This is a genomic window from Pseudomonas sp. JY-Q (genome assembly GCF_001655295.1).
GTDB lineage: Bacteria > Pseudomonadota > Gammaproteobacteria > Pseudomonadales > Pseudomonadaceae > Aquipseudomonas > Aquipseudomonas alloputida.
Genome location: NZ_CP011525.1, coordinates 2,463,706 through 2,485,161, shown reverse-complemented (window position 1 = coordinate 2,485,161; position 21,456 = coordinate 2,463,706). Strand labels below are relative to the sequence as shown.

19 protein-coding genes and 1 pseudogene are annotated in these 21,456 nt (G+C 63.4%); 11 read left to right on the top strand and 9 right to left on the bottom strand.

Translation table 11 applies throughout. The annotated features are described in order from the left end of the window. Positions 1 to 2 precede the first annotated feature (2 nt). Both AA098_RS11355 and AA098_RS11350 read right to left on the bottom strand, forming a co-directional pair. On the bottom strand, positions 3 to 725 hold the full coding sequence (locus AA098_RS11355) for a hypothetical protein (protein WP_060537557.1): 723 nt from the start codon (positions 723 to 725) through the stop codon (positions 3 to 5). Positions 726 to 804: 79 nt separating this feature from the next. Next, positions 805 to 1,107: a DUF3077 domain-containing protein gene (locus AA098_RS11350; RefSeq protein WP_003250754.1), complete on the bottom strand. Its 303-nt coding sequence runs from the start codon at positions 1,105 to 1,107 to the stop codon at positions 805 to 807. A gap of 201 nt (positions 1,108 to 1,308) precedes the next feature. Here AA098_RS11350 and AA098_RS11345 point away from each other — a divergent pair. Beyond that, a pseudogene (locus tag AA098_RS11345) lies at positions 1,309 to 1,940 on the top strand (glutathione S-transferase family protein). 53 nt (positions 1,941 to 1,993) lie between these two features. Here AA098_RS11345 and AA098_RS11340 read toward each other — a convergent pair. Beyond that, positions 1,994 to 3,169, bottom strand: coding sequence for an MFS transporter (locus AA098_RS11340; protein ID WP_064614225.1), 1,176 nt, complete (start codon positions 3,167 to 3,169; stop codon positions 1,994 to 1,996). A 94-nt stretch (positions 3,170 to 3,263) separates the two neighbouring features. Between AA098_RS11340 and AA098_RS11335 the strand changes: the two genes are divergently transcribed. Both AA098_RS11335 and AA098_RS11330 read left to right on the top strand, forming a co-directional pair. Next, positions 3,264 to 4,163, top strand: a complete 900-nt coding sequence (locus AA098_RS11335; RefSeq protein ID WP_064614224.1) for a LysR substrate-binding domain-containing protein — start codon at positions 3,264 to 3,266, stop codon at positions 4,161 to 4,163. A gap of 159 nt (positions 4,164 to 4,322) precedes the next feature. Then, on the top strand, positions 4,323 to 5,300 hold the full coding sequence (locus tag AA098_RS11330) for a D-2-hydroxyacid dehydrogenase family protein (protein WP_064614223.1): 978 nt from the start codon (positions 4,323 to 4,325) through the stop codon (positions 5,298 to 5,300). Positions 5,301 to 5,324: 24 nt separating this feature from the next. Here the strand turns inward: AA098_RS11330 and AA098_RS11325 are convergent, their stop codons facing one another. Continuing rightward, entirely contained in the window at positions 5,325 to 5,810 is a 486-nt protein-coding gene (locus tag AA098_RS11325) for a hypothetical protein (protein ID WP_054888778.1), read from the bottom strand. 142 nt (positions 5,811 to 5,952) lie between these two features. Here AA098_RS11325 and AA098_RS11320 point away from each other — a divergent pair, with 142 nt between their 5' ends. Further along, a complete protein-coding gene (locus AA098_RS11320) occupies positions 5,953 to 6,948 on the top strand; it encodes a 5'-nucleotidase (protein ID WP_003250743.1) in 996 nt (331 codons plus the stop codon). 114 nt (positions 6,949 to 7,062) lie between these two features. Here AA098_RS11320 and AA098_RS29495 read toward each other — a convergent pair whose 3' ends face one another. Further along, positions 7,063 to 7,221 carry a hypothetical protein gene (locus AA098_RS29495; protein ID WP_003250741.1) on the bottom strand — a complete coding sequence of 53 codons (159 nt, stop codon included), beginning with the start codon at positions 7,219 to 7,221 and terminating at the stop codon, positions 7,063 to 7,065. 223 nt (positions 7,222 to 7,444) lie between these two features. Here AA098_RS29495 and AA098_RS11315 point away from each other — a divergent pair, with 223 nt between their 5' ends. Together AA098_RS11315 and AA098_RS11310 are read left to right on the top strand one after the other, a co-directional pair. Beyond that, a complete protein-coding gene (locus AA098_RS11315; protein ID WP_004575388.1) occupies positions 7,445 to 8,722 on the top strand; it encodes a bifunctional O-acetylhomoserine aminocarboxypropyltransferase/cysteine synthase in 1,278 nt (425 codons plus the stop codon). Positions 8,723 to 8,786: 64 nt separating this feature from the next. Then, entirely contained in the window at positions 8,787 to 9,551 is a 765-nt protein-coding gene (locus tag AA098_RS11310; protein WP_003250736.1) for a hypothetical protein, read from the top strand. 81 nt (positions 9,552 to 9,632) lie between these two features. Here AA098_RS11310 and AA098_RS11305 read toward each other — a convergent pair whose 3' ends face one another. Then, entirely contained in the window at positions 9,633 to 10,124 is a 492-nt protein-coding gene (locus AA098_RS11305; protein WP_033725579.1) for an anti-virulence regulator CigR family protein, read from the bottom strand. 146 nt (positions 10,125 to 10,270) lie between these two features. Here AA098_RS11305 and AA098_RS11300 point away from each other — a divergent pair, with 146 nt between their 5' ends. Continuing rightward, complete coding sequence (locus tag AA098_RS11300; RefSeq protein WP_004575386.1) at positions 10,271 to 11,434, top strand: AAA family ATPase; 1,164 nt, start codon at positions 10,271 to 10,273, stop codon at positions 11,432 to 11,434. Positions 11,435 to 11,462: 28 nt separating this feature from the next. Here AA098_RS11300 and AA098_RS11295 read toward each other — a convergent pair whose 3' ends face one another. Next, positions 11,463 to 12,119 (bottom strand): HD domain-containing protein, encoded by a 657-nt coding sequence (locus tag AA098_RS11295; protein WP_064614222.1) that lies wholly within the window; start codon positions 12,117 to 12,119, stop codon positions 11,463 to 11,465. 253 nt (positions 12,120 to 12,372) lie between these two features. Here AA098_RS11295 and AA098_RS11290 point away from each other — a divergent pair, with 253 nt between their 5' ends. Beyond that, positions 12,373 to 14,784, top strand: a complete 2,412-nt coding sequence (locus AA098_RS11290) for a TonB-dependent siderophore receptor (RefSeq protein WP_064614221.1) — start codon at positions 12,373 to 12,375, stop codon at positions 14,782 to 14,784. 39 nt (positions 14,785 to 14,823) lie between these two features. On the opposite strand, the gene glsB is transcribed toward AA098_RS11290, so the two are convergent. Beyond that, positions 14,824 to 15,732, bottom strand: a complete 909-nt coding sequence (glsB, locus tag AA098_RS11285; RefSeq protein ID WP_004575383.1) for a glutaminase B — start codon at positions 15,730 to 15,732, stop codon at positions 14,824 to 14,826. 391 nt (positions 15,733 to 16,123) lie between these two features. Here glsB and AA098_RS11280 point away from each other — a divergent pair, with 391 nt between their 5' ends. From AA098_RS11280 to AA098_RS11270, 3 genes are all read left to right on the top strand, one after another. Then, the gene (locus AA098_RS11280; RefSeq protein WP_003250723.1) at positions 16,124 to 17,473 is read left to right on the top strand and encodes an aromatic acid/H+ symport family MFS transporter; all 1,350 of its coding nucleotides are present in this window, start codon (positions 16,124 to 16,126) and stop codon (positions 17,471 to 17,473) included. A gap of 21 nt (positions 17,474 to 17,494) precedes the next feature. Beyond that, positions 17,495 to 18,757: a gallate dioxygenase gene (locus AA098_RS11275; protein WP_004575382.1), complete on the top strand. Its 1,263-nt coding sequence runs from the start codon at positions 17,495 to 17,497 to the stop codon at positions 18,755 to 18,757. Between the two features lie 131 nt (positions 18,758 to 18,888). After that, a complete protein-coding gene (locus AA098_RS11270) occupies positions 18,889 to 20,136 on the top strand; it encodes an OprD family porin (protein WP_060544800.1) in 1,248 nt (415 codons plus the stop codon). A gap of 14 nt (positions 20,137 to 20,150) precedes the next feature. Here AA098_RS11270 and AA098_RS11265 read toward each other — a convergent pair whose 3' ends face one another. After that, positions 20,151 to 21,344 (bottom strand): LysR family transcriptional regulator, encoded by a 1,194-nt coding sequence (locus AA098_RS11265; protein ID WP_003250717.1) that lies wholly within the window; start codon positions 21,342 to 21,344, stop codon positions 20,151 to 20,153. Between the last annotated feature and the right edge of the window lie 112 nt (positions 21,345 to 21,456).

The following is a 21,456-nucleotide window of genomic DNA, read 5'->3' as shown; positions in this document are numbered from 1 at the left end:
TTTTACCGCGGAACACGACGCGCCAGGCAGGCATAGGCCAAGCCCAGTACGCTGGCCGCCAGTATGCCAAGCAGTATCATCAGCTCACGGCTGTAACGGGCCACCATGGCCGGAAAACCGATGACTTCGCGGTACACTTGCACATTGGCCTCACCATTGGCATGGCTGATACTGACCCCGCCATGGCGGATCTGCGAGTAGTCGGCATCGAAATACACCCACACCTTGCAGGTGCCACCTGGCTCGATGGCCGGGATATCAACCTGGGCGGTGGGGGTTTCCAGCAGCGTGTCGTTGCCGGCAGCATCGCGCACCTGCACCAGGCCTTTGGCTGGCAGGCGGATTTTTACCTGCCGGACCTGCGCATTACCGCTGTTGTGCAGTTCGATCAGCAGGCCGGCACGGTGGTCGACCAGCCCGGCCTCGAAAGGCTTGGCGAACAGCTGGGCATAAGGGGCCTGCGCCATTTCGATGAGCCGCTCGACCTGATCATGGCCCAGCTGGCCTTGAACGATACCGTTGATTTGCCCCTGCAACTGCTCGTACTTCAGCTGTTCGCTGGCCTTGCTGATCCGCTCGCTGAACTGGCTGGGGTAAGTGAGGTAGGCATAGGTCAGTGACGCCTCAAGGCGCGGATTGCCCCTGAGCAACGCATAGGCGGCCAACAGGACCACCAGGCCGATCAGCACGGCGACGAGAAGCTTCCCCACCTTGTCCCAGCTCAATGCATGCTTCCTTCTGTCGTGTTGCAGACGATTAAAACCGCCCAAGGGTGCCAAGTTCGCGCCCCCCAGGCAAGCCTGGCTAGGCTTCGCCCCCGCCTTCGCGCGCCTGACGTATCTGCAGCAGCTGGCCGTCGATCAGTGACTTGGCCATCCCGGCCAGGTAGTACGTGGCCTTCATCATCACCTGGCGGTCGTCAGGCCTGTCGATGGCCTTGCGGGTAATCTCGGTGATGCAGCCCATGATGCCCGAAGCTTCCATCAGTGCGGTGCGTATTGGCAGTTGCGGTTTCATTTGCACCAGTTCGGCATCGCTGTTGCCAAAGCGGCTCGCGGCTTGCACGACATAGGGCTTGCTGCTGTTTTTCGGCGTTTCGCTGTCCATGTCCATTCCTCAAGGTTAGGCGCTTGCCGAGGCTAGGCCGCTGCCTACCCCATTACAATGACAAAGGGGTGGAAAGGGTCACTTTAGGAAATGGACTACAAGAACCCTGCACAGGGAGTGCCGAGCCACCGCTCAGCCCCCCCCTTGACCCGCCCCCGACAGTGGCGGACGATCAACCTCCCCCACACAAGGACGAACACCATGCTGCGGATACTGGGAAGAGCCTCTTCCATCAATGTGCGAAAAGTCCTGTGGGCCTGCGCCGAATTCGAGATCGCGTTCGAGCGCGAAGACTGGGGTTCTGGCTTCAAGGCCACTGACAGCACCGAGTTCCTCGCGCTGAACCCCAACGCCATGGTTCCGGTGATCCAGGACGGCGACTTCACCTTGTGGGAATCCAATAGCATCATCCGCTACCTGGCCAGCCGCTACGGCGCCACCGCGCCACCGCGTTCTATCCCGGCGAGGCCCAGGCGCGGGCGCGGATCGACCAGTGGATCGACTGGCAGGCCTCGGACCTCAACCGCTCTTGGAGCTACGCGTTCATGTCGCTGGTCAGGCATTCGCCCGCTCACCAGGACCCGCAAGCACTGGCTGCCGGTTGTGCCGAGTGGTCACGCTACATGCGCATCCTCGACCGCCAGCTGGCCGGCACCGGTGCCTATGTGGCCGGCAGCCAGTTCACCCTGGCCGACATCCCGATCGGCCTGTCGGTCAACCGCTGGTTCGAAACGCCGTTCGAGCACCCGCACCTGCCCGCGGTGCGCGATTATTACGAGCGCCTGAGCGAGCGCCCTGCCTATCACCTGCATGGCCGAAACGGTACCCCGTAGTACCCGCAAGGAAGTGTATCGAGGGGCGCAAGGCGCCCCAAGGTTCCGGCCTGTTACACCGCAACCTGCCGCCCGGCTAGCCCCCCTCGCCCACGCCAGGCAAACAGCAGCACCAGCACCAGCCCCAGCGTCGCCATCGCAGCCCCCGCCAGGGAAATCGCCGGGTAGCCCAGCCCCGCGTTGATCACCGCGCCTCCCAGCGCCGCACCGATCGCATTGCCCAGGTTGAACGCGCCAATGTTCACCGCCGAGGCCAGGTTGGGCGCATCCTTGGCCGCTTCCATGACCCGCATTTGCAGCGGCGGCACCAGGGCAAAGCTGGCCGCACCCCAGACCAGGATCGCCAGGGCAGTCGTCAGCGGCCAGTCCAGTACCAGCGGAAACACCAGCAGCACGGCAATCAGCCCAGCCAGTGACAGGAGCAGGGTGCGATCGATCGAGCGGTCCGCCGCCTTGCCGCCCCATACGTTGCCCAAGGTCAGGCCGACACCGAACAGCACCAGCATCGCCGTCACGAAGGGGGTGGACGCCGCCGCTTCATGCTGCAGGATCGGCGCAATGTAGGTGAACACCGTGAACATGGCGCTGGAGCCCACCACGGTCAGCAACAAGGCCGCCAGTACCGGCCTGCGGCCCAGCACACGGATCTCGGCCATGGCACCCTCGCCCTTGGGCGACGCAACATTGGGCAGTGCGTACCAGAGTGTGGTCATCGCCACCAGGCCAAGCCCGGCAATACCCCAGAACGCCGTGCGCCAACCCAGCATTTCACCCAACCAGGTCGCCAACGGCACGCCGCCGATGGTGGCCAGGGTCAAACCCATGAACATTGCAGCCACGGCCCCGGCGCGCTTCTCGGGCGGCACCACACTGGCCGCGACGATCGAGCCGATGCCAAAAAAGGCGCCGTGGTTGAGTGAAGTGACCACGCGGGCCACCAGCAGGCTGGCGTAGTCGCTGGCCAGGGCCGACATCAGGTTGCCCAAAGTGAAAATGGCCATCAGCCCGATCAACAGGTAACGGCGCGGGATCTTCACCGTGGCCAGGGTCATCAGCGGCGCGCCGATCAGCACGCCAATGGCATAGGCACTGACCAGCAGCCCGGCAGCAGGAATCGAAACGCCAAGGTCGGTAGCGATACTGGGCAACATGCCCATGGGGGCGAACTCTGTAACGCCGATGCCGAAGGCACCGATGGCGAGTGCGACAAGCGGTGGATTGATACGCATGGCAAGCTCCTTATCTATGCCGCAAATGCTACGATCCGTTTAAAATGCGCACTAGACTGCATTTTTGCGAACCACCTTTGCTTGAGAGGCACAAATGGACTTCAGTGGCAGATCCGGCGAGATGGAGATTTTTGCCAAGGTGGCGCAAGCGGGCAGCCTGTCTGCTGCCGCCCGAGCGCTAGGCCTGACGCCCTCGGCGGTCAGCCGCATTCTCGCCCGCACCGAACAGCGCCTGGGTACCCGCCTGCTGCTGCGCACGACCCGGGCGCTCACCCTCACCCCCGAGGGAGAGGCCTACCTGCGCGGCGCACGGCGGGTGCTGGCGGACATGCTCGAAGTGGAAGAAGCCATCACTGACCAAGGTGTGCCACGCGGGCGCTTGCGGGTCAGCGCTGCGCTGGGCCATGCCCGGTTGACCGTAGTGCCGCTGCTGGCGGCCTTCAGCGCACGCTACCCGCAAGTGCTGGTTGACCTGACCCTCAGCGACGAGGTGGCCGACATTCTCGGCGGCCAGGCCGACGTCGCGCTGCGCTTCGGTCACCTGCCGGACAGCTCATTGAGCGCTCGCGCCATTGGCGAGACCGGCCAGGTAGTGGTGGCCTCGCCCGATTACCTGCAACGCCACGGTACCCCGCTTGAACCTGAAGACCTGGCCCGGCACAACTGCCTGCGCTTCAACTTCCGCCGCGCGATGCCCGACTGGCCGTTTCACCGCGACGGGCATACGTTCTCACTGAAGGTTAAAGGGAATATCGAATGCAGCAGCGGCGAAGCGCTGGCACAGCTGGCCAGGCTGGGCGCCGGCGTGGCGCGTATCGGCACCTTTACCGTGGCCGATGACCTGGCCAACGGGCAACTGGTGCCGTTGCTGGAGGCTTACAACCCGGGTGATCGGGAACCGATTCATGCGGTGTTCGTCGGCGGCCCGGCGATGCCGGCGCGGGTGCGGGTGTTTGTGGATTTTCTGGTGGAGCAGCTATCTGGTGGCCAGTAGAGCCGGCCTCGTGTCGCGACAGGGCCGCCAACGCATGGCGGTTGCATCACTGGGCGGCAAAGCCGGTGCTGATGTGCAGCGACTGCAGCCTGACCTGACACCGATACCGCCCGTTAGGTTATCTTCGACGCTTCCCTGTACCGCCCGGGCCAGACCACCATGCGCATTGTCATTCCCGACGACTACCAAAATGTAATCCGTACCCTCGATTGCTTCGGCAAGCTGAGCGGGCATGCTGTCAGCGTCCTTCATGAGCTCCCGCCTGCCACGCTGGAACAACTTGCCGCACGTTTTGCCGATGCCGACGCCCTGGTACTCACCCGCGAACGCACACGCATCGACGCTGCCTTGCTCGACCGCCTGCCCAACCTCAAGCTGATCAGCCAGACCGGCAAGGTGTCCAGCCACCTCGACCTGGCTGCCTGCACCGCGCGCGGCATTGCCGTGACCGAGGGACGCGGATCGCCGGTAGCGCCTGCCGAACTGGCCTGGGCGCTGATCCTCAATGCCCGCCGGCAACTGGTGCCGGCCATTGATGCCTTCCGCCAAGGCCAATGGCAGGTCAACCTGGGCCAGGCGCTGGCCGGGCAGACGCTGGGCATCTGGGGCTATGGCAAGATCGGCCAGCGCCTGGCGCGTTATGCGCAGGCTTTCGACATGCCCGTGCTGGTGTGGGGCAGCGACAACAGCCGCGCCGCAGCCAAAGCCGATGGCCACGCTGCTGCCGCCTCGCGTGAGGCGTTTTTTGCCGAGGCGGATATTGTCAGCCTGAACCTGCGCCTTTCGGATCAGACACGCCATGGAGTGACCTTCGACGACCTGTCCCACATGAAGCCCGACGCCTTGCTGGTGAACGTCAGCCGCGCGGAACTGATTGCACCAGGCGCATTACTGCAGGCATTGGATGTCGGGCGGCCGGGCTACGCGGCGGTGGATGTTTATGAGGAAGAGCCGTTACTCGACCCGGCCCATCCACTGCTGCGCCACCCACGTGTACTCAGCACGCCCCACCTGGGGTATGTGGAGAAGAACGGCTACGAGCTGTACTTCGGTGACGCCTTCGACAATGTGCTGGCGTTTTTCGAAGGGGTGCCGAAGAACGTCGCCAACCCGCAAGCTTTGGCACTTCAACGCTGAACCCAGTGCAGCCTTGAGGTTGCACTACCCAAGCAGGTGCAGCCCCAGCGTAAACACAGCCACGGCCAAGGCGACCAACGACACCCCATGACGTTCCAGGTACGCGGGCCAACCGGCTGCTGACTGCGCCACGCATTGACATTGGCGCTCAGCCAGGCCGGTCAAGCGCGTCTCCACACTGTCCACACGGTCTGCCTGGGTGCTCGCTGCCAGCGCGAGCTTCTTCAGCGCCGTGGTGACCGTGATGGACAGCCCCTCCCGAGCCTGATTGCTGGCGGCCAGTTGCTGCTGGCACTGCTCAAGGTGCTTGCGAATCGCCCCTTCCTTCTGCACACGGGCCAGGGTAGTTGCCACGAGCTTTTTGTTCAGCGCCTCGATACTGGCCTGCAGTGCGTCATGCCCGGGGGCCTGCTGGGCCAACGCGTCTGCCTCATGCTGGGGCTCGTGCATCGTGTTCCCATTCACCTCGGCAAGCGGAGTCAGGGTGCCGTGTTCATGTAGCTGGTTCATCAATCACTGTCCGGATACTGCGGTAAGGGGCGAGAAGCTATCAAAATGACATTACCGGATCCACTGATCAGTCGCGCAATTGACGGCTTTCGTCAGAACGTGCGCGTACACTTGCCTTCATGCCACTCGCAGGAGCCGCTTCATGCCCTACCCCATTGAAGAAAAACTGGTCATCGGCGTAGCCTCGAGTGCGCTGTTCGACCTCTCCGTCTCCGATGACATCTACCAGACCCAAGGTGTCGAGGCTTACCGCCAGCACCAGGAGCAAAACCTGGACGAGCCGTTCCCCAGGGGGGTGGCGCTCCCGTTCATTCGCCGCTTCCTGAGCATCAACAAGGCGTTCCCCGACCAGTTGCCGGTGGAAGTGGTGCTGCTCTCGCGCAACTCGCCGGAAACCGGCCTGCGGGTGTTCCGCTCCATCAGCCACTATCAGTTGGACATCACCCGCGCGGCATTCATGTCGGGCCGCTCGCCCTACGAATACATCCCGGCGTTCAATGCCTCGCTGTTCCTCAGCGCCAACGAGGAAGATGTGCAAAAGGCCATCGACGCCAACTACCCTGCCGGGCGTGTACTGCCTACGCGCATCTACGATGATGAAATCGACACTGAGCTGCGGGTGGCCTTCGACTTCGATGGCGTGATTGCCGACGACGAGGCAGAGAGTGTTTACAAGCGCAACGACAACCTGGACGACTTTCAGGAACACGAGCGCATGCACAAGGGCACCCCGCATTCGCCGGGGCCACTGGCAGACCTTTACCGCAAGCTCTCGCGGATACGCATGCTGGAGGACCGCAAGCTGGCCGAGGACCCGACGTACCAGCGGATTCTGCGCATTGCCATCGTCACGGCGCGCAACGCGCCTTCGCATGAGCGGGTGGTGACAACCTTGAAGGATTGGGGCGTATCCCCGGATGAGTGCTTTTTTCTAGGCGGTATGGATAAACCCAGGGTGTTGTCGATATTGAAGCCGCATGTGTTTTTCGACGACCAGCGCACGCACCTGCAATCGCCAGCGGGAAACCTGCCGATGGTGCATGTACCGTTTGGGGTGGCGAACAGCGTGCGCTCGCCTCAGGAACCCGACGTGAAGCAGGATCAACCGCCGATCAGCGCATCATCCTGCATGCCCTAAAGCGCAAACACCGGCGCTGTGCCACGCGCGGTTCGGGCGACCAAGGTGCGTGCGCCCGTGCCGGGTACGCGCTTGCAACCCGGCCGAGAGGGCGCGGTCCGTCGCGGGGTCAACTTAGCGCGGGCCGCCACCCTGATGGCCACCAAAACCACCGCCGTGGCCACCCCCACCATGACCACCGCCACCTCCCGGCGGCATGAACATCCAGCAACCCGACAAGGCGGATACCAGCGCCGCCACCAAGGCTACGCGCAAAAGGTTTTTCGACTTCATTGAAACGCTCCACAAGGCTAGATCTGCTGCCTGCCTTAGCGGATCGGGCAGCGACACGATTCTAGAGCTGCGGTGTGATGGCACAGGGAAACTTTGCATATCTTTACTGTCGACCCAGTGGCCGCAAACGCCGCGCAGGGACCACCAGAATGATCCTCCTTGACCCATGCCCACTCGCCGCCGCATGCTCGAACGCTTCCACCCACGCTCAAGGAACGATTGCATGAAGCTGGAAACGCTTGCCATCCATGCGGGCTTCAGCCCCGACCCGACCACCAAGGCGGTGGCCGTACCGATCTACCAAACCACCTCCTTCGCCTTCGACGACACCCAGCACGGCGCCGACCTGTTTGACCTGAAGGTTGCCGGCAACATCTATTCGCGCATCATGAACCCCACCAACGACGTGCTCGAGCAGCGCATGGCCGCCCTGGAAGGCGGGGTTGGCGCGCTGGCCGTCGCCTCGGGCATGGCGGCTATCACCTACGCCATCCAGACCGTCGCCGAAGCCGGCGACAATATCGTCTCGGTGGCCAAGCTGTACGGCGGCACCTACAACCTGCTGGCGCACACCCTGCCACGCATGGGAATCCACACCCGCTTCGCGGCCCATGACGATATCGCCGCCCTCGAAGCGCTGATCGACGCGCGTACCAAAGCGGTATTCTGCGAGTCCATCGGCAATCCCGCCGGCAATATCGTTGATATCGCTGCGCTGGCCGAGGCCGCCCACCGCCACGGGGTGCCGCTGATCGTAGACAATACCGTGGCCACCCCGGTGCTGTGCCGGCCGTTCGAGCACGGCGCCGATATCGTCGTGCACTCGCTGACCAAGTACATCGGCGGTCACGGCACCAGCATCGGCGGCATCGTCATCGACTCCGGCAAATTCCCCTGGGCCGAAAACAAGGAACGCTTCGCCCTGCTCAACACCCCCGACCCGTCCTACCACGGCGTCACCTACACCGAAGCTTTCGGGCCTGCCGCCTTCATCGGCCGCTGCCGTGTGGTGCCCTTGCGCAACACCGGCGCCGCGCTGTCGCCGTTCAACGCCTTCCTGATCCTGCAAGGCCTGGAAACCCTGGCCCTGCGCATGGAGCGCCATACCGAGAACGCGCTAAAGGTCGCCCATTACCTGCAAGCCCACGAGCAAGTGGCCTGGGTGAAGTTCGCCGGGCTGCCCGACCACCCCGAACATGAACTGGCCCAGCGCTACACCGGCGGCAAGCCGGCGTCGATCCTGTCGTTCGGTATCAAGGGCGGCCAGGCGGCTGGCGCGCGCTTCATCGACGCATTGCAGTTGGTGGTACGCCTGGTGAACATCGGCGACGCCAAGTCACTGGCCTGCCACCCCGCTTCCACTACTCACCGTCAGCTCAACGACGAGGAACTGGAGAAGGCCGGCGTGCCACGGGACATGGTGCGCCTGTCGATCGGCATCGAACACAGTGACGACATCATCGCCGACCTGGCCCAGGCCTTGGAGGCCAGCCGCGGCTGATTCCTCCGCGCCCTACCCAATGTCGAAGGCGGGCGCACCTTCATCAAGCGTGGATGCACCCGCAATGACCCTGTTTTACCTGAAACTCACCATCACCCCCCTGCTGATGTGGGCCATCTCCCTCGCCTCCCGGCGCTGGGGCGGCCTGCTAGGCGGATTGCTGTCCGGCCTGCCGATCACCTCGGCGCTGGTGATGACCTTCCTGTGCCTGGAACAGGGCACGGCCTTCGCCCTGGGCGCATTGCCCGGCGCACTGGGCGGCCTGGCGGCGGTGCAGGCCACCTACACCGTCTACCTGCTGGCCACGCGCACACTCGGCATCGCCGTGGCCGTACTGCTGGCGTTGCTGTTCTATGGCCTGGCCGCCTATGCCTTTACCCACTGGGGCAGCCTGTACCTGTCGATTGCAGTGGCGTTGGTGCTGATCGGCGTGCTGATCCGCGCCAGCGGCCGCGAGCCCAAACCTGATACCTTGGCCCGCCCCCGGCACCGGCACTGGGAAATCCCGTTGCGCATGGTATCTGCCACTTCCCTGCTGATGATCACCACCAGCCTGGCCAGTTGGCTGGGCCCGGCGACCAGCGGGATGCTGGCGCCGATTCCGGTGATTGCCTGGCCACTGGTGGTGTTCGCCCATGTGCAGGGCGGGCGAGCCGGGATGGCGGCAATGGTGCGAGGGAATGCGATCGGCGCGGTGGGGGTGATTGCGTTCTATCTGGTATTGGCGGGGCTGCTGGAAACGTGGGGCGTTGGCGTGACCATCGGGCTGGCCATGCTGTGCGCTGTGGTGCTGACCCTTGGGCTGGCCGCGGTGTTGCGGCGGCGTTGATAGGCCGTTGGGCTGCTGCGCAGCCCATCGCAGGCACGCCAGCGCCTACAGGGACCGAGCGGACTGCTCGCACCTGCGGCCTTAGTCGAACGCCCCGTTCAACACCTCATAGATGATCCCGGTCGCCACGGCGACCAGAATCAGGTCTGCGCCCGCTTGCATCCACTCATACCCGTCGTAGTGAGGCAGCTGCCCCAACAGACGGCCATCCAGTTTCTTGGCGATACCAGGTGGCAGGGGCTTGCCGCGGGCCAGGTTCTTCTGAATGCCTGGAGGCAACGCCGGGCCCGAGCTCCAGTAGTTGCGGTGGCCACCGAGGATGCCCAGTACATCGCCACGGTCGATGGACGGGCCGCCGTGCCAGTCATTGCCGCCGGCGCTCTGCTTGTGGCCGCCCGAATTGCCCTGACCCTGGCCCTGGCCCTGACCCTGGGCGTGCGGCGCCTGACCCTTGCCGTGCCCCTGACCTTGGCCCTGGCCTTTGCCATTACCCGGGTCGGCGAGCACCGGGCCAGAGGCCAAGGCCACCGCCAATGAGGTGACAATGGCTGTCATGATTGTTGATCTGGCCATGTGAGCATCCTTTGCGCGAGAGGTTGCCCCACACTATAGACGGTGCGCACGCCTGCTTCACTTGCAACAGCCTCAGCAGGGGTGGCTGACAAGGCAGGCACGCTTCGGCCACAATCGGTCGCCTGGTCCACGCTGGGAAGCACTGCATGCTCACTACCCTCGCCATCGGCAACTACCGCTCGATCAACCACCTGGTGCTGCCGCTGAGCCAACTCAACCTGGTGACCGGTGCCAACGGCAGCGGCAAATCCAACCTGTACAAGGCGCTGCGCCTGCTGGCCGAAACCGCACAGGGCGGTGTGGTCGAAGCCCTCGCCCGTGAAGGCGGGCTGGATTCGACCTGGTGGGCCGGCCCAGAAACCAGCGCACGAATGCGGCGCGGCGAAGTGCCCATCCAAGGCCAGCATCCGAGCGAAGCCAGGCGCCTGCGCCTGGGCTTTGCCACCGAAGACCTCGGTTTTGCCATCACCCTCGGCCTACCAATTCCCCTGCCGTATCCGAGCGCGTTCATGCTCGACCCTGAAATAAAGTGCGAGGCCATCTGGGGCGCTGGCGCCTATCGCCCCTCTTCCTTGCTGGTCGAGCGCAAGAATGCCCTGGTGCGGGCCCGCGAGGGCAACCGCTGGGCAGTGCTCGATCAGCATGCTGACAGCGGCGAGAGCTTTTTCAACATCGTCGGCCGGCCACGCCAGGCACCGGAAATCGGTGACCTGCGCGCGTTCATCAACAGCTGGCGGTTTTACGATCACTTCCGGATTGACCGTGATGCGCCTTGCCGTCAACCCCAACTGGGCACTCGCTCGCCGGTACTGCATCACGACGGGCGCAACCTTGCCTCAGCATTGCAGACCATTATCGAAATTGGTGATGTGGAGGATCTGGTGGAAGCGCTGAATGACGCGTTTCCCGGCAGCCGTCTGGAGGTCAATGCGCCACCTGGCGGGCTGTTCAGTGTACGGCTGCACCAGCACGGTCTTTTGCGCCCGCTCGAGGGTGCTGAATTGTCGGACGGCACCCTGCGTTATCTTCTGCTGATGGCCGCCCTGCTCACACCACGGCCGCCATCGCTGATGGTGTTGAACGAACCGGAAACCAGTCTGCACGCGGACCTGCTTCCGGCCTTGGCGCGGCTGATCATTCGTGCATCACGCCGTAGCCAGGTTTGGGTGGTATCGCACAGTGCGCCATTAATCAACGCGCTGGCAGCCTGTGACGGGTGCAATGTGCTAGAGCTGGAAAAAATACAAGGGCAAACCCAGCTGCGGGGGGTTGGGTTGCTGGATGAGCCGCTGTGGCGCTGGGCTGACTGAATTCAAGGACGGTATGAGCCCGGCATGACTAACCGGCCCCGGTAATCTCGTCCATGAACTGGGTAAGAAAGGTTTCAAGCCGGGTATGACGCTCGGCAGCAAGGCGAGCCCCTTCTTGGGTCTTAAAGCCCGAAGCGAGCTTGAGCAGTTTGGTCTGGAAGTGCTCGATGGCATACGCCCCGTCCTGGTACGCCCTCTGCTGCGCGAAAGGATTCTCGACGTCATAGAGCGCCGACCCCATTCGCCCGGCGACGTAAAAACACCGGGCAATACCCACCGCGCCGATGGCGTCAAGCCGGTCACTGTCCTGAAGGATGCAGGCCTCACGTGTCAGCGGTTCGAACCCCGCCGAGTAACTGTGCGTTTTGATCGCATGCACTACCTGCTCAACACGCCCACTCGGCCAGCCCATCTCAGCAAGGACTGATGCAGCCTTGTTCGCCGATAACGTCGAGGCCTGCCCACGTAACGGCGAATGCTTTTCCACCGCCACACAGTCGTGCAGCACCGTCGCCGCAAGCAAGATTTCAAGGTCGCCACCCTCTACCCGCTGAATCCGGTGCGCATTGACCCACACGCGCTGAATATGGGCCAAGTCGTGGGAGCCATCACGCTGGTCGGACGGCAGATACTTCAGCAAGACAGTGGCAAGGCACTGATAAGGGGCAAACGCTTGGCGGGTCATCTTCGGTAGGTTCCATTTCCGGTGAATGCGCGGGTTCACGGGCGCCGTCCGGACACTGCCTGGGCAAGCACCGAGAGCCTGCATGTCGGTTTCAAAGCCTGTACAGCACTGGCAGGAGCAGCCTTGTGCTGCGATGAGGATGTTACTGCCAAAGTAGATCCTCAGCCCTATCTGCACCTTGCTACTAAGTATTTCCGTCAACAACACGTTTGTTACTGGGAGCACTTGTATTCGATCAGCAAGGAGTCAATGGATGTCCGCTCGCTTTTCCTCCCCCGCCACCCGTATTCGCCAAACCGCGCTAGCGGTCAGCTTCGCGGGCTCGCTGCTGGGCACTGCACATGCCTGGGCCGAGCCTGTGGGTTACAGCATCCCGGCAGGGTCATTGGCTCACGCACTCGACCAGTTTGCCGACGCCAGCGGTGCAGTCATCAGTTTCAGCCATGAAGCAGTCGCAGGCTTACACAGCAAAGGGCTGCACGGCAATTACGCGCTGCATCAGGCGTTGGCAGAACTGCTGCAAGGCAGTGGCTTGCAGGTGCAGGCAGCGGGCGACAAGCGCTTCATGCTGGTCAGCGCTGAACAGGATGGCGCCATGGAGCTTGCGGCAACCACCGTCTCCAGCATGGCCCTGGGTGCCACCACCGAAGGCACCGGCAGCTACACCACCGGCTCGGTCAATACCGCAACCGGGCTGCGGTTGTCTGCACGCGAGACACCCCAATCGGTCAGCGTGGTCACCCGCCAGCAGATTGAAGACCAGAACCTGAACGATGTTGCCCAGGTGCTTGAACAGACACCAGGCGTGGTCGTTGACAGCATGGGGCCCGCCGGAAGCGACGCCAACCATATCTACGTGCGCGGCTTCGAGGTCGGCAGCATCCAGGTGGACGGCATCAACCGCCCCGATACCTTTGGCTTCAGGGACGACCTCTCTGACATGGTGTCGTATGACCGGGTAGAGGTAGTGCGCGGTGCCACGGGCCTGATGTCCGGCACTGGCGACCCGGGCGCCACCGTCAACCTGATCCGCAAGAAGCCGACCCTGGAAACACAACGCAAGCTGACCTTGAAAGCGGGCTCGTGGGACAACTACCGCACCGAGCTGGACGTTTCTGGCAAATTGACGCAAAGCGGCAATGTCCGCGGGCGCTTTGTCGCCTCCAATACCGACAGCCAGAGCTACGTCGACCGCCAATCGCTGGAGCAGCAGGTGGCCTATGGGGTGCTGGAGTGGGACATCACCGACAGCACGATGCTGACAGCAGGTGCGGAATATCAGGAGATGGACAACGACGGGGCAGGCAACCACGGCTTCCCGATGTTCAATTCAGATGGCAGTCACTTCAGCCCCTCCCGCGCGTTCAATTCGGCTTCGGACTGGAGCTATCACAAGCGTCGCACCAAGACGGTATTCACTACGCTGGAGCATCAACTGGACAACGGCTGGCAATTGAAACTGAATGCCGAACACAGCCGTCGCAGCTATGACGACGCCTTCGCCACCGCTGCCAGCGGCACCGTCAAGCCCGATGGCAGTGGCATCAGCACCTGGACGGGGCGTTGGGCCGGCGAGCCCCGGCAGACCTCATTCGACCTGTCGGCGTCGGGCCCGTTCGCGCTGTTGTCACGCGAGCACCAGGCCTACCTCGGGGCCAGTCACTACCGCGCCTACTACCGCAACGACGGTTACCCACTGTGGGCGATCCAGACCATCGACAACATTTACACCTGGGACGGTTCGCTGGCGATACCAGACGCCATCCATGCCAAGTCCTCGGAAGACGCGCTGGATGAAACCCAGGACGGCCTGGTGGCTTCGGTACGCTGGAGCCTGGCCGATGACCTGTCGCTGATTACCGGGGCGCGGCTGATCGACTGGAAACGCGACGAAACCTCTACCACCCTGTCGTCCGGCGCGACAAGCCGCACCTCGCGTAGCGAAACCGGGGTCGTCACGCCCTACCTTGGCCTGGTGTATGACCTCAACGAGCACTGGTCGGCCTATGCCAGTTACACCACCATTTTCAAACCGCAGAGCAACAAGGATATCAACGGGACCTACCTGGACCCGCTGGAAGGTGTTAACTACGAGCTCGGTCTGAAGAGTGAGTTCTGGGACCAGCGCCTGACCGCGGCTTTCAGCGTTTTCGAGGTGCACCAGGACAACCTGGCGGTAGCCGACGGAAGCAACCTGGCGCCAGACGGCAACCAGGCCTACCGTGCCGAATCGGGTACCAAGACACGTGGTTTCGAGATGGAAATGGCGGGCGAGATTTTGCCTGATTGGCAGGTCTCGGCCAGCTACACCTATGCGGTGAGCAAGGACTCGGATGGCGACCGCCTGAACACTGAAATACCGCGAGACACGTTGAAACTGTTCACCAGCTACCGCCTGCCGACCCTGCCACAGTTGAAGGTCGGGGGTGGTGTGCGCTGGCAGGGTACCGAATATTACAAGAGCGCCGGGCCCAACAACGAAACGTTCACCCAGGACCCCTACAGCGTGGTCGACCTGATGGCTCAATATGCCTTCACGCCGCAGACCAGCGTTTCACTGAACCTCAACAACGTGTTGGACAAAACCTACTACACGGCGATTGGCGCGCGCGGCTGGTATGGCAGCCCACGCAGCGCCACGGCCACGTTGGTGTACGCGTTCTGACCCGCCAAGGCGACGCCTGATGGCCCCTGAGTTCGCAGATCAGAACACCGACCATCCGATCCGCGAACTGAGCAGCTCAAGCGCCGCCATCCCGGCCAGGGAGTTGCCCGCAGCGTTCAACTCTGGCGACCACACGCATACGGTAAATTGACCCGGCACGATCGCCACGATCCCGCCACCCACACCACTCTTGCCAGGCAAACCCACCCTGAAGGCGAAATTCCCCGCCTCGTCATACAGCCCGCTGGTGGCCATGATCGAGTTCACTTGTTGGGTCTGGCGCCGCGTCAGGATCTGCTCACCGCTGTGCTTGCAGAACCCATCATTGGCCAGGAAGCAGAATGCCCGCGCCAGGTCCAGGCAGTTCATTTGCAGTGCGCAGTAACTGAAGTAACTGCGCAGCACCGTCTCGACCTCGTTATGGAAGTTGCCAAATGACTGCATCAGGTACGCCATGGCAGCGTTGCGCGCGCGAAACTGATATTCCGAATCAGCGACCCGGGTATTGATCGAGATGTGGGGGTTGCCTGAAAGCCGTCGGACAAAATCGCGCATCGACAACGTGGGGGCAGCGAAGCGCGACTGATTGATATCGCAGATCACCAATGCCCCTGCATTGATGAACGGGTTACGCGGCCGCCCGCGCTCGAACTCCAGCTGTACCAACGAGTTGAACGGCTGCCCCGAAGGCTCATGCCCCAGCCGCTCCCAAATGGCTTCACCCGAATGGCCAATGGCCTGAACCAGGCTGAACACCTTGGAAATGCTCTGCACCGAGAATGGCACCCGCGCGTCGCCTGCGCAGTGATAACTGCCATCGTTGCCATAGACAGCGATGCCCAGCTGGTTCGCCGGCACGTCCGCCAGCGCGGGAATGTAGTCAGCGACTTTGCCCTTGCCGATCAAGGGACGTACTTCTTCGAGAATCTCGTTCAACAGCGTTTGCATGGAAGGCCCTGTATCAATCCCCAGACGACGGCGAGGGGCAGTCTTCTTGACGAAGACTGAGCGGGAGAGATCACACATTCAGAAACAAATCACCGTCAGCGTCTTCATCACCCGGAAGCCTGACGACGCCAGCAGCGCATCAGGTCTTTTACAGGGCAACAGCTTGCTGCCGAGCGGCACAGCTTGACGCGACATTAGCGCCACGAAGTCTGCGATAAAAAAATTGGATATCTCATTAAAGAAATCCCGCAGGCGCTGCCCTGGACCATGGGATTACAGTCCGCCCCACGCCGTCGTCCGGCGGGGTGGTTGCTGCTGGGCCATTACGCGTTCGAAGCCTTACCGGAACCCGGCGCAATTCACACCAATACAAGAACAAAGGTGACCACGCATGCTTAAGCCTCCTGTCGATGCCCCTATCGATGTCAAAGACTGGATCGATAACCGCCCCATTGCTGCCTACCAGTGGCTGATTCTGTCGCTGTGCTTCCTGATCGTGCTGTTCGATGGCTTCGATGTCGCCGTCATGGGTTTCATCGCGCCTTCGCTGATGCAGGACTGGGGCCTGTCGCGCGCCGCCTTTGGCCCGGTGATGAGTGCCGGCATGGTCGGCCTTGCCATCGGCGCACTGACCGCCGGCCCGTATGCCGACCGGTTGGGCCGCAAGAAAGTGCTGCTGATCGCGGTCAGCGGTTTCAGCCTGCTGAGCCTGGCCTGCGCCTTCGCCCGCAACCCCTATGAACTGGCTGTGTTACGGCTGCTGACCGGCATTGCCCTGGGTGCGGCCATGCCCAACTGCACCACCCTGCTCGCCGAATACCTGCCCACACGCAACCGCTCGCTGATGATCACCATCATGTTCACCGGCTTCAACATGGGCTCGGGCCTAGGCGGCTTTCTGTCCGCCTGGCTGATCCCTCATCACGGCTGGAAGTCGGTACTGCTGGCCGGCGGCCTGCTGCCATTGGCTTTGCTGCCCCTGCTGTGGTGGCTGCTGCCAGAGTCCGCCCGCTTCCTGGCTGCACGCCAGGCACCGGCCAGCCAGATTGCGGCAGCCTTGGCCAAGCTCGGCGGCCGCTTCGCTGCCGGCACCCGCTTCATCGTCAGTGAGCCAACCACGCAGCACAAGGCACCGGCCCGGCAGCTGTTCAGCGAGCGCTACCGGTTGGGCACCCTGGCCCTGTGGCTGACCTATTTCATGGGCCTGCTGGTGATCTACCTGACCATGGGCTGGTTGCCGACGCTGCTGCGTGATGGCGGGCTGTCCATCGAGCGCGCCGCCACCATCACGGGCCTGTTCCAGATCGGCGGCGCAGTGGGCGCAATCGTGGTCGGCTGGATCATGGACCGACGCAACCCCAACCGGGTCATCGCCATCGCCTACGCCCTCGGCGGCCTGTGCATCGTCTCACTGGGCGCCCTGAGCCTGGAGTCGAGCCTGCTGGTGGTGGGCGTGGCGGCTGCCGGGTTCTGCATGAGCGGCGCGCAGACCGGCCTGAACGCCTTCGCCCCTGGCTACTACCCGACCGAGTTCCGCGCCACAGGTGTAAGCTGGATGCTCGGTATCGGGCGCTTCGGGGCCATTTTCGGCTCCCTCATCGGTGGTGCCGTGCTCAGCCTGGGGCTGGGCCTGCCGCTGCTGTTCACCCTCCTCGGCCTGCCGGCATTCGCCGCCGCCCTGGCGATCCTGGCCAACGGCCACGCCCGGCTGCGCGCGACCCCCGCAGTAACCGCGCCGTAACCTGTAACAGAGGACTTTCGCATGGCTCGTATCATTGGTGGCCTGGCCGTCTCCCACACCCCAACCATCGGCTTCGCAGTCGACCACGACAAACAGGAAGAAGCCGCCTGGGCGCCGATCTTCGAAAGCTTCGAGCCGATCCGCACATGGCTGCAGCAGCGCCAGCCGGACGTACTCTTCTATATCTTCAACGACCACATCACCTCGTTCTTCTTTGACCATTACAGCGCCTTCACCCTGGGCGTAGACGAGCAGTATGGCGTGGCCGATGAAGGGGGCAATCCGCGGGACCTGCCGCCAGTGGGCGGCCACGCAGCGCTGTCGCGGCACATCGGCCAGAGCCTGATGGCCGATGAGTTCGACATGAGCTTTTTCCGCGACAAGCCGCTGGACCACGGCTTCTTCTCGCCCATGTCGGCGCTGCTGCCCTGCGATGAAAGCTGGCCCGTACAGATCGTGCCGCTGCAGGTCGGCGTACTGCAGCTGCCGATCCCCACGGCCCGGCGCTGCTACAAACTGGGCCAGGCATTGCGCCGCGCCATCGAGAGCTACCCCGAAGACCTCAAGGTGGCGATCGTCGCCACCGGCGGGGTGTCACACCAGGTGCATGGCGAGCGTTGCGGCTTCAACAACCCGGAATGGGACGCGCAGTTCCTTGACCTGCTGGTGAACGACCCGCAGCGCCTTACCGAGATGACACTGGCCGAGTACGCCACGCTCGGCGGCATGGAAGGCGCCGAGGTGATCACCTGGCTGATCATGCGTGGCGCATTGTCTGCCAACGTTGAGCGCAAGCACCAAAGCTACTACCTGCCGTCGATGACCGGCATTGCCACCCTGCTGCTGGAAAACCGCGACCAGGCACTGCCGGCACCGGTCAACGAACGCCACCGCCAGCACATGCAGCATCAGCTGGCAGGGGCTGAGCAGCTTGAGGGCACCTATCCCTACACCCTGGAGCGCAGTGCCAAGGGCTACCGCCTGAACAAGTTCTTGCATCGCATGATCGAGCCGCAGTGGCGCCAGCGCTTCCTGAGCGAACCCGAAGCGCTGTACCGCGAGGCAGGCCTGAGCGAAGAGGAAAGCGACCTGCTGCGCCGCCGCGACTGGCGTGGGCTGATCCACTACGGGGTGATCTTCTTCGTACTGGAGAAGCTGGGCGCCGTACTGGGTGTGTCCAACCTGGACATTTACGCCGCCATGCGCGGGCAGAGCATCGAAGACTTCATGAAGACCCGTAACCAGCAGGTTCGCTACTCGGTGGCCGGCAAAGCACCCAACTGACCGATGCAACCCGCTTGATCGTGTGACGGCGCGTCCCGCGCCGCCACCCCCACCGCTCCCTGATTCAACCTGCCCAGCGCCGATGCGCCGCTGGCAGGCAGCGCTTTGCCCATCCCTGGAGAATAAAAATAATGAAATGCCGCACCCTTTACCCGCTCGTCCCCACATTCGCACTGGCAGCCAGCCTGCCACTGCAAGCCCTGGCCGAAGGCTTCGTCGACGATGCCAAGGCAAGCCTGACGTTGCGTAACTTCTACATGAACCGCGACTACACGGGCACGGCAAGCCAAGGCAAAGCCGAGGAATGGACGCAAAGTTTCATCCTTGACTTCAAGTCCGGCTACACCCCCGGCGTGGTCGGTTTCGGCGTTGACGTGCTGGGCCTTTACAGCATCAAACTTGATGGCGGCAAGGGCACCGCCGGCACGCAGTTGCTGCCTGTTCATGACGACGGGCGCCCGGCGGACGACTTTGGCCGCACGGCGCTGGCGGGCAAGATGCGGGTGTCCAAGACGGAACTCAAAGTCGGTGAGTGGTCGCCTACACTGCCCATCCTGCGCGCCGATGACGGCCGCTCGCTGCCACAAACCTTGCAGGGCGCGCAGGTCACCTCCAACGAGCTGGCCGGCCTAAGCCTGTATGGCGGCCAGTTCCGCCAGAACAGCCCGCGCAACGACGCCAGCATGCAGGACATGAGCCTGTTCACGCGCACTGCCTTCACCTCGGACCGCTTCAACTTCGCCGGCGGCGAATACCGCTTCAACCAGGAGCGCACCCTGGTCGGCGCCTGGTATGCCCAGCTGGAAGACATCTACCAGCAGCGCTACTTCCAGGTGCAGCATCAACAGCCGCTGGGCAACTGGGTACTGGGCGCCAACCTGGGCTACTTCTGGGGCAAGGACGACGGTGGCGCCAAGGCAGGCGAACTGGACAACCGCACCGCTTCGGGCCTGTTCTCGGCGAAGCGGGGTGGCAACACGTTCTACGTCGGTTTGCAGAAGGTCATGGGCGATGATGAATGGTTCCGGGTCAACGGCACCAGCGGCGGCACGCTGGCCAACGACGCCTTCGGCTCCAGCTACGAAAGCGCCCGCGAGCGCTCCTGGCAGGTGCGCCACGACTTCAACTTCGTGGTGCTTGGCATACCCGGCCTGACCCTGATGAACCGCTATATCCACGGCGACAACGTGCACAACGCCAGCACCCAGGACGGCACCGAGTGGGGCCGCGAAAGCGAGCTGGCCTATGTGATCCAGTCTGGGCCGTTCAAGGCCCTGAACCTCAAGTGGCGCAACTCCAGCCAGCGCCGGGACTGGGGCAGCACCAACAGTTTCGATGAGAACAGGCTGATCGTCAGCTACCCGCTGAGCCTGCTTTGAGGCCCCTCCCGAGCTTATGCCTGCTCGGTGATAACCTGGCGGATACAGGCCATCAGCGCGACTGCCGCCGGTGACTGCAGGCAGCCACTGCGCTGCATGAGGCCGATGGCGCGGGCAGTGCCGGGCAGTGCCAGCGGCAGGCGTTGCAGTTCGCCGCTGGCAATCTCGTAAGCCAACTGGTGCGCAGACACCGCCGCCAGCATATCCGAACGCACCAGCAGGCCACGGATAACCGCCAGATCAGCGCTTTCCACCACCGGCCACGGCGCTGTCAGGCCCGCGGCGGCGAAGCAGTTGTCGAGCAGCTGGCGGGCCGGCGAACCGGCCCGCGGCAACACCCAGCGCGCCTGGTGCACGTCCTTGAGCGTCAGGTGTGTGTGCAACAGCGGGTGCCCTCGACGGGCCAGCACCACCATTTCCTCGTTGATGAGCGGCTCGCCCACCAGATCGCTGGCATAGTCGTGAGGCCGCAAGGCGCCCAAGACGAAATCCACATCCCCTACCCGCAGCTCGGTTGCCAGCAGGTCGAACGGGCTTTCGTTGGTCACCACCCGAACCTGTGGGTGCTGGGCCGTGAAGCGCAAAATAGCATCCGGCAGAATGCGTGAGCGCCCCAGCGGCAGCGCGCCGACATGCACCACCCCGCGCAGGGTGCCTTGCATCGCGCTCAGGTCACTGTCCAGCAGGCGCAACTCGTTCAGCGCCCGGCGGATGGGGAACAGAATGTCCCGGCTGGCCACAGTGGGCTGCAGGCCGCGCGACGTGCGCACGAACAAGGGCTGTCCACACCCGCCTTCGAGCACCTTCAAGGCCGCACTGACCGCCGGCTGGCTAAGGCCGAAGTGCCGCGCCACGGTTTGCATGTGCCGTGTTTCACAGAGCTTCACGAACACCTGCAGGCGCCGCGCCTGAAACAGGTAGAGGGGCTCGCCCTGCGCGGTGCCCAGCAAACTCGGCACGCCGTCCAGTTCCGCCAGCACGCGCTGTGCGCGCGGCAGCAGGCACTCGCCATAGTCGGTCAGGCGCATGCCATTGGCATGGCGCTCGAACAGGGGCACGGCAAAGCGCGCCTCCAGCTCGGCGATGGCGCGGGTGACCACGGACTGAGCACGGAACAACACTTCCGTCGCCCGCGAAACGCTGCCCAACTCGGCTACCCGGATGAACGCGCGGACTTGCATCAGGTTGGGCAGTTCGACATCGATCATAAGGGCTCCCGGCGCTCGGCTCGTGACTGCGGCGACTATGCCTCTACCCCGCTTGCCCGGCAATAAATAAAACGCATAGCCGCTGCAAATGAACGCATTAGTGCCCTGCACA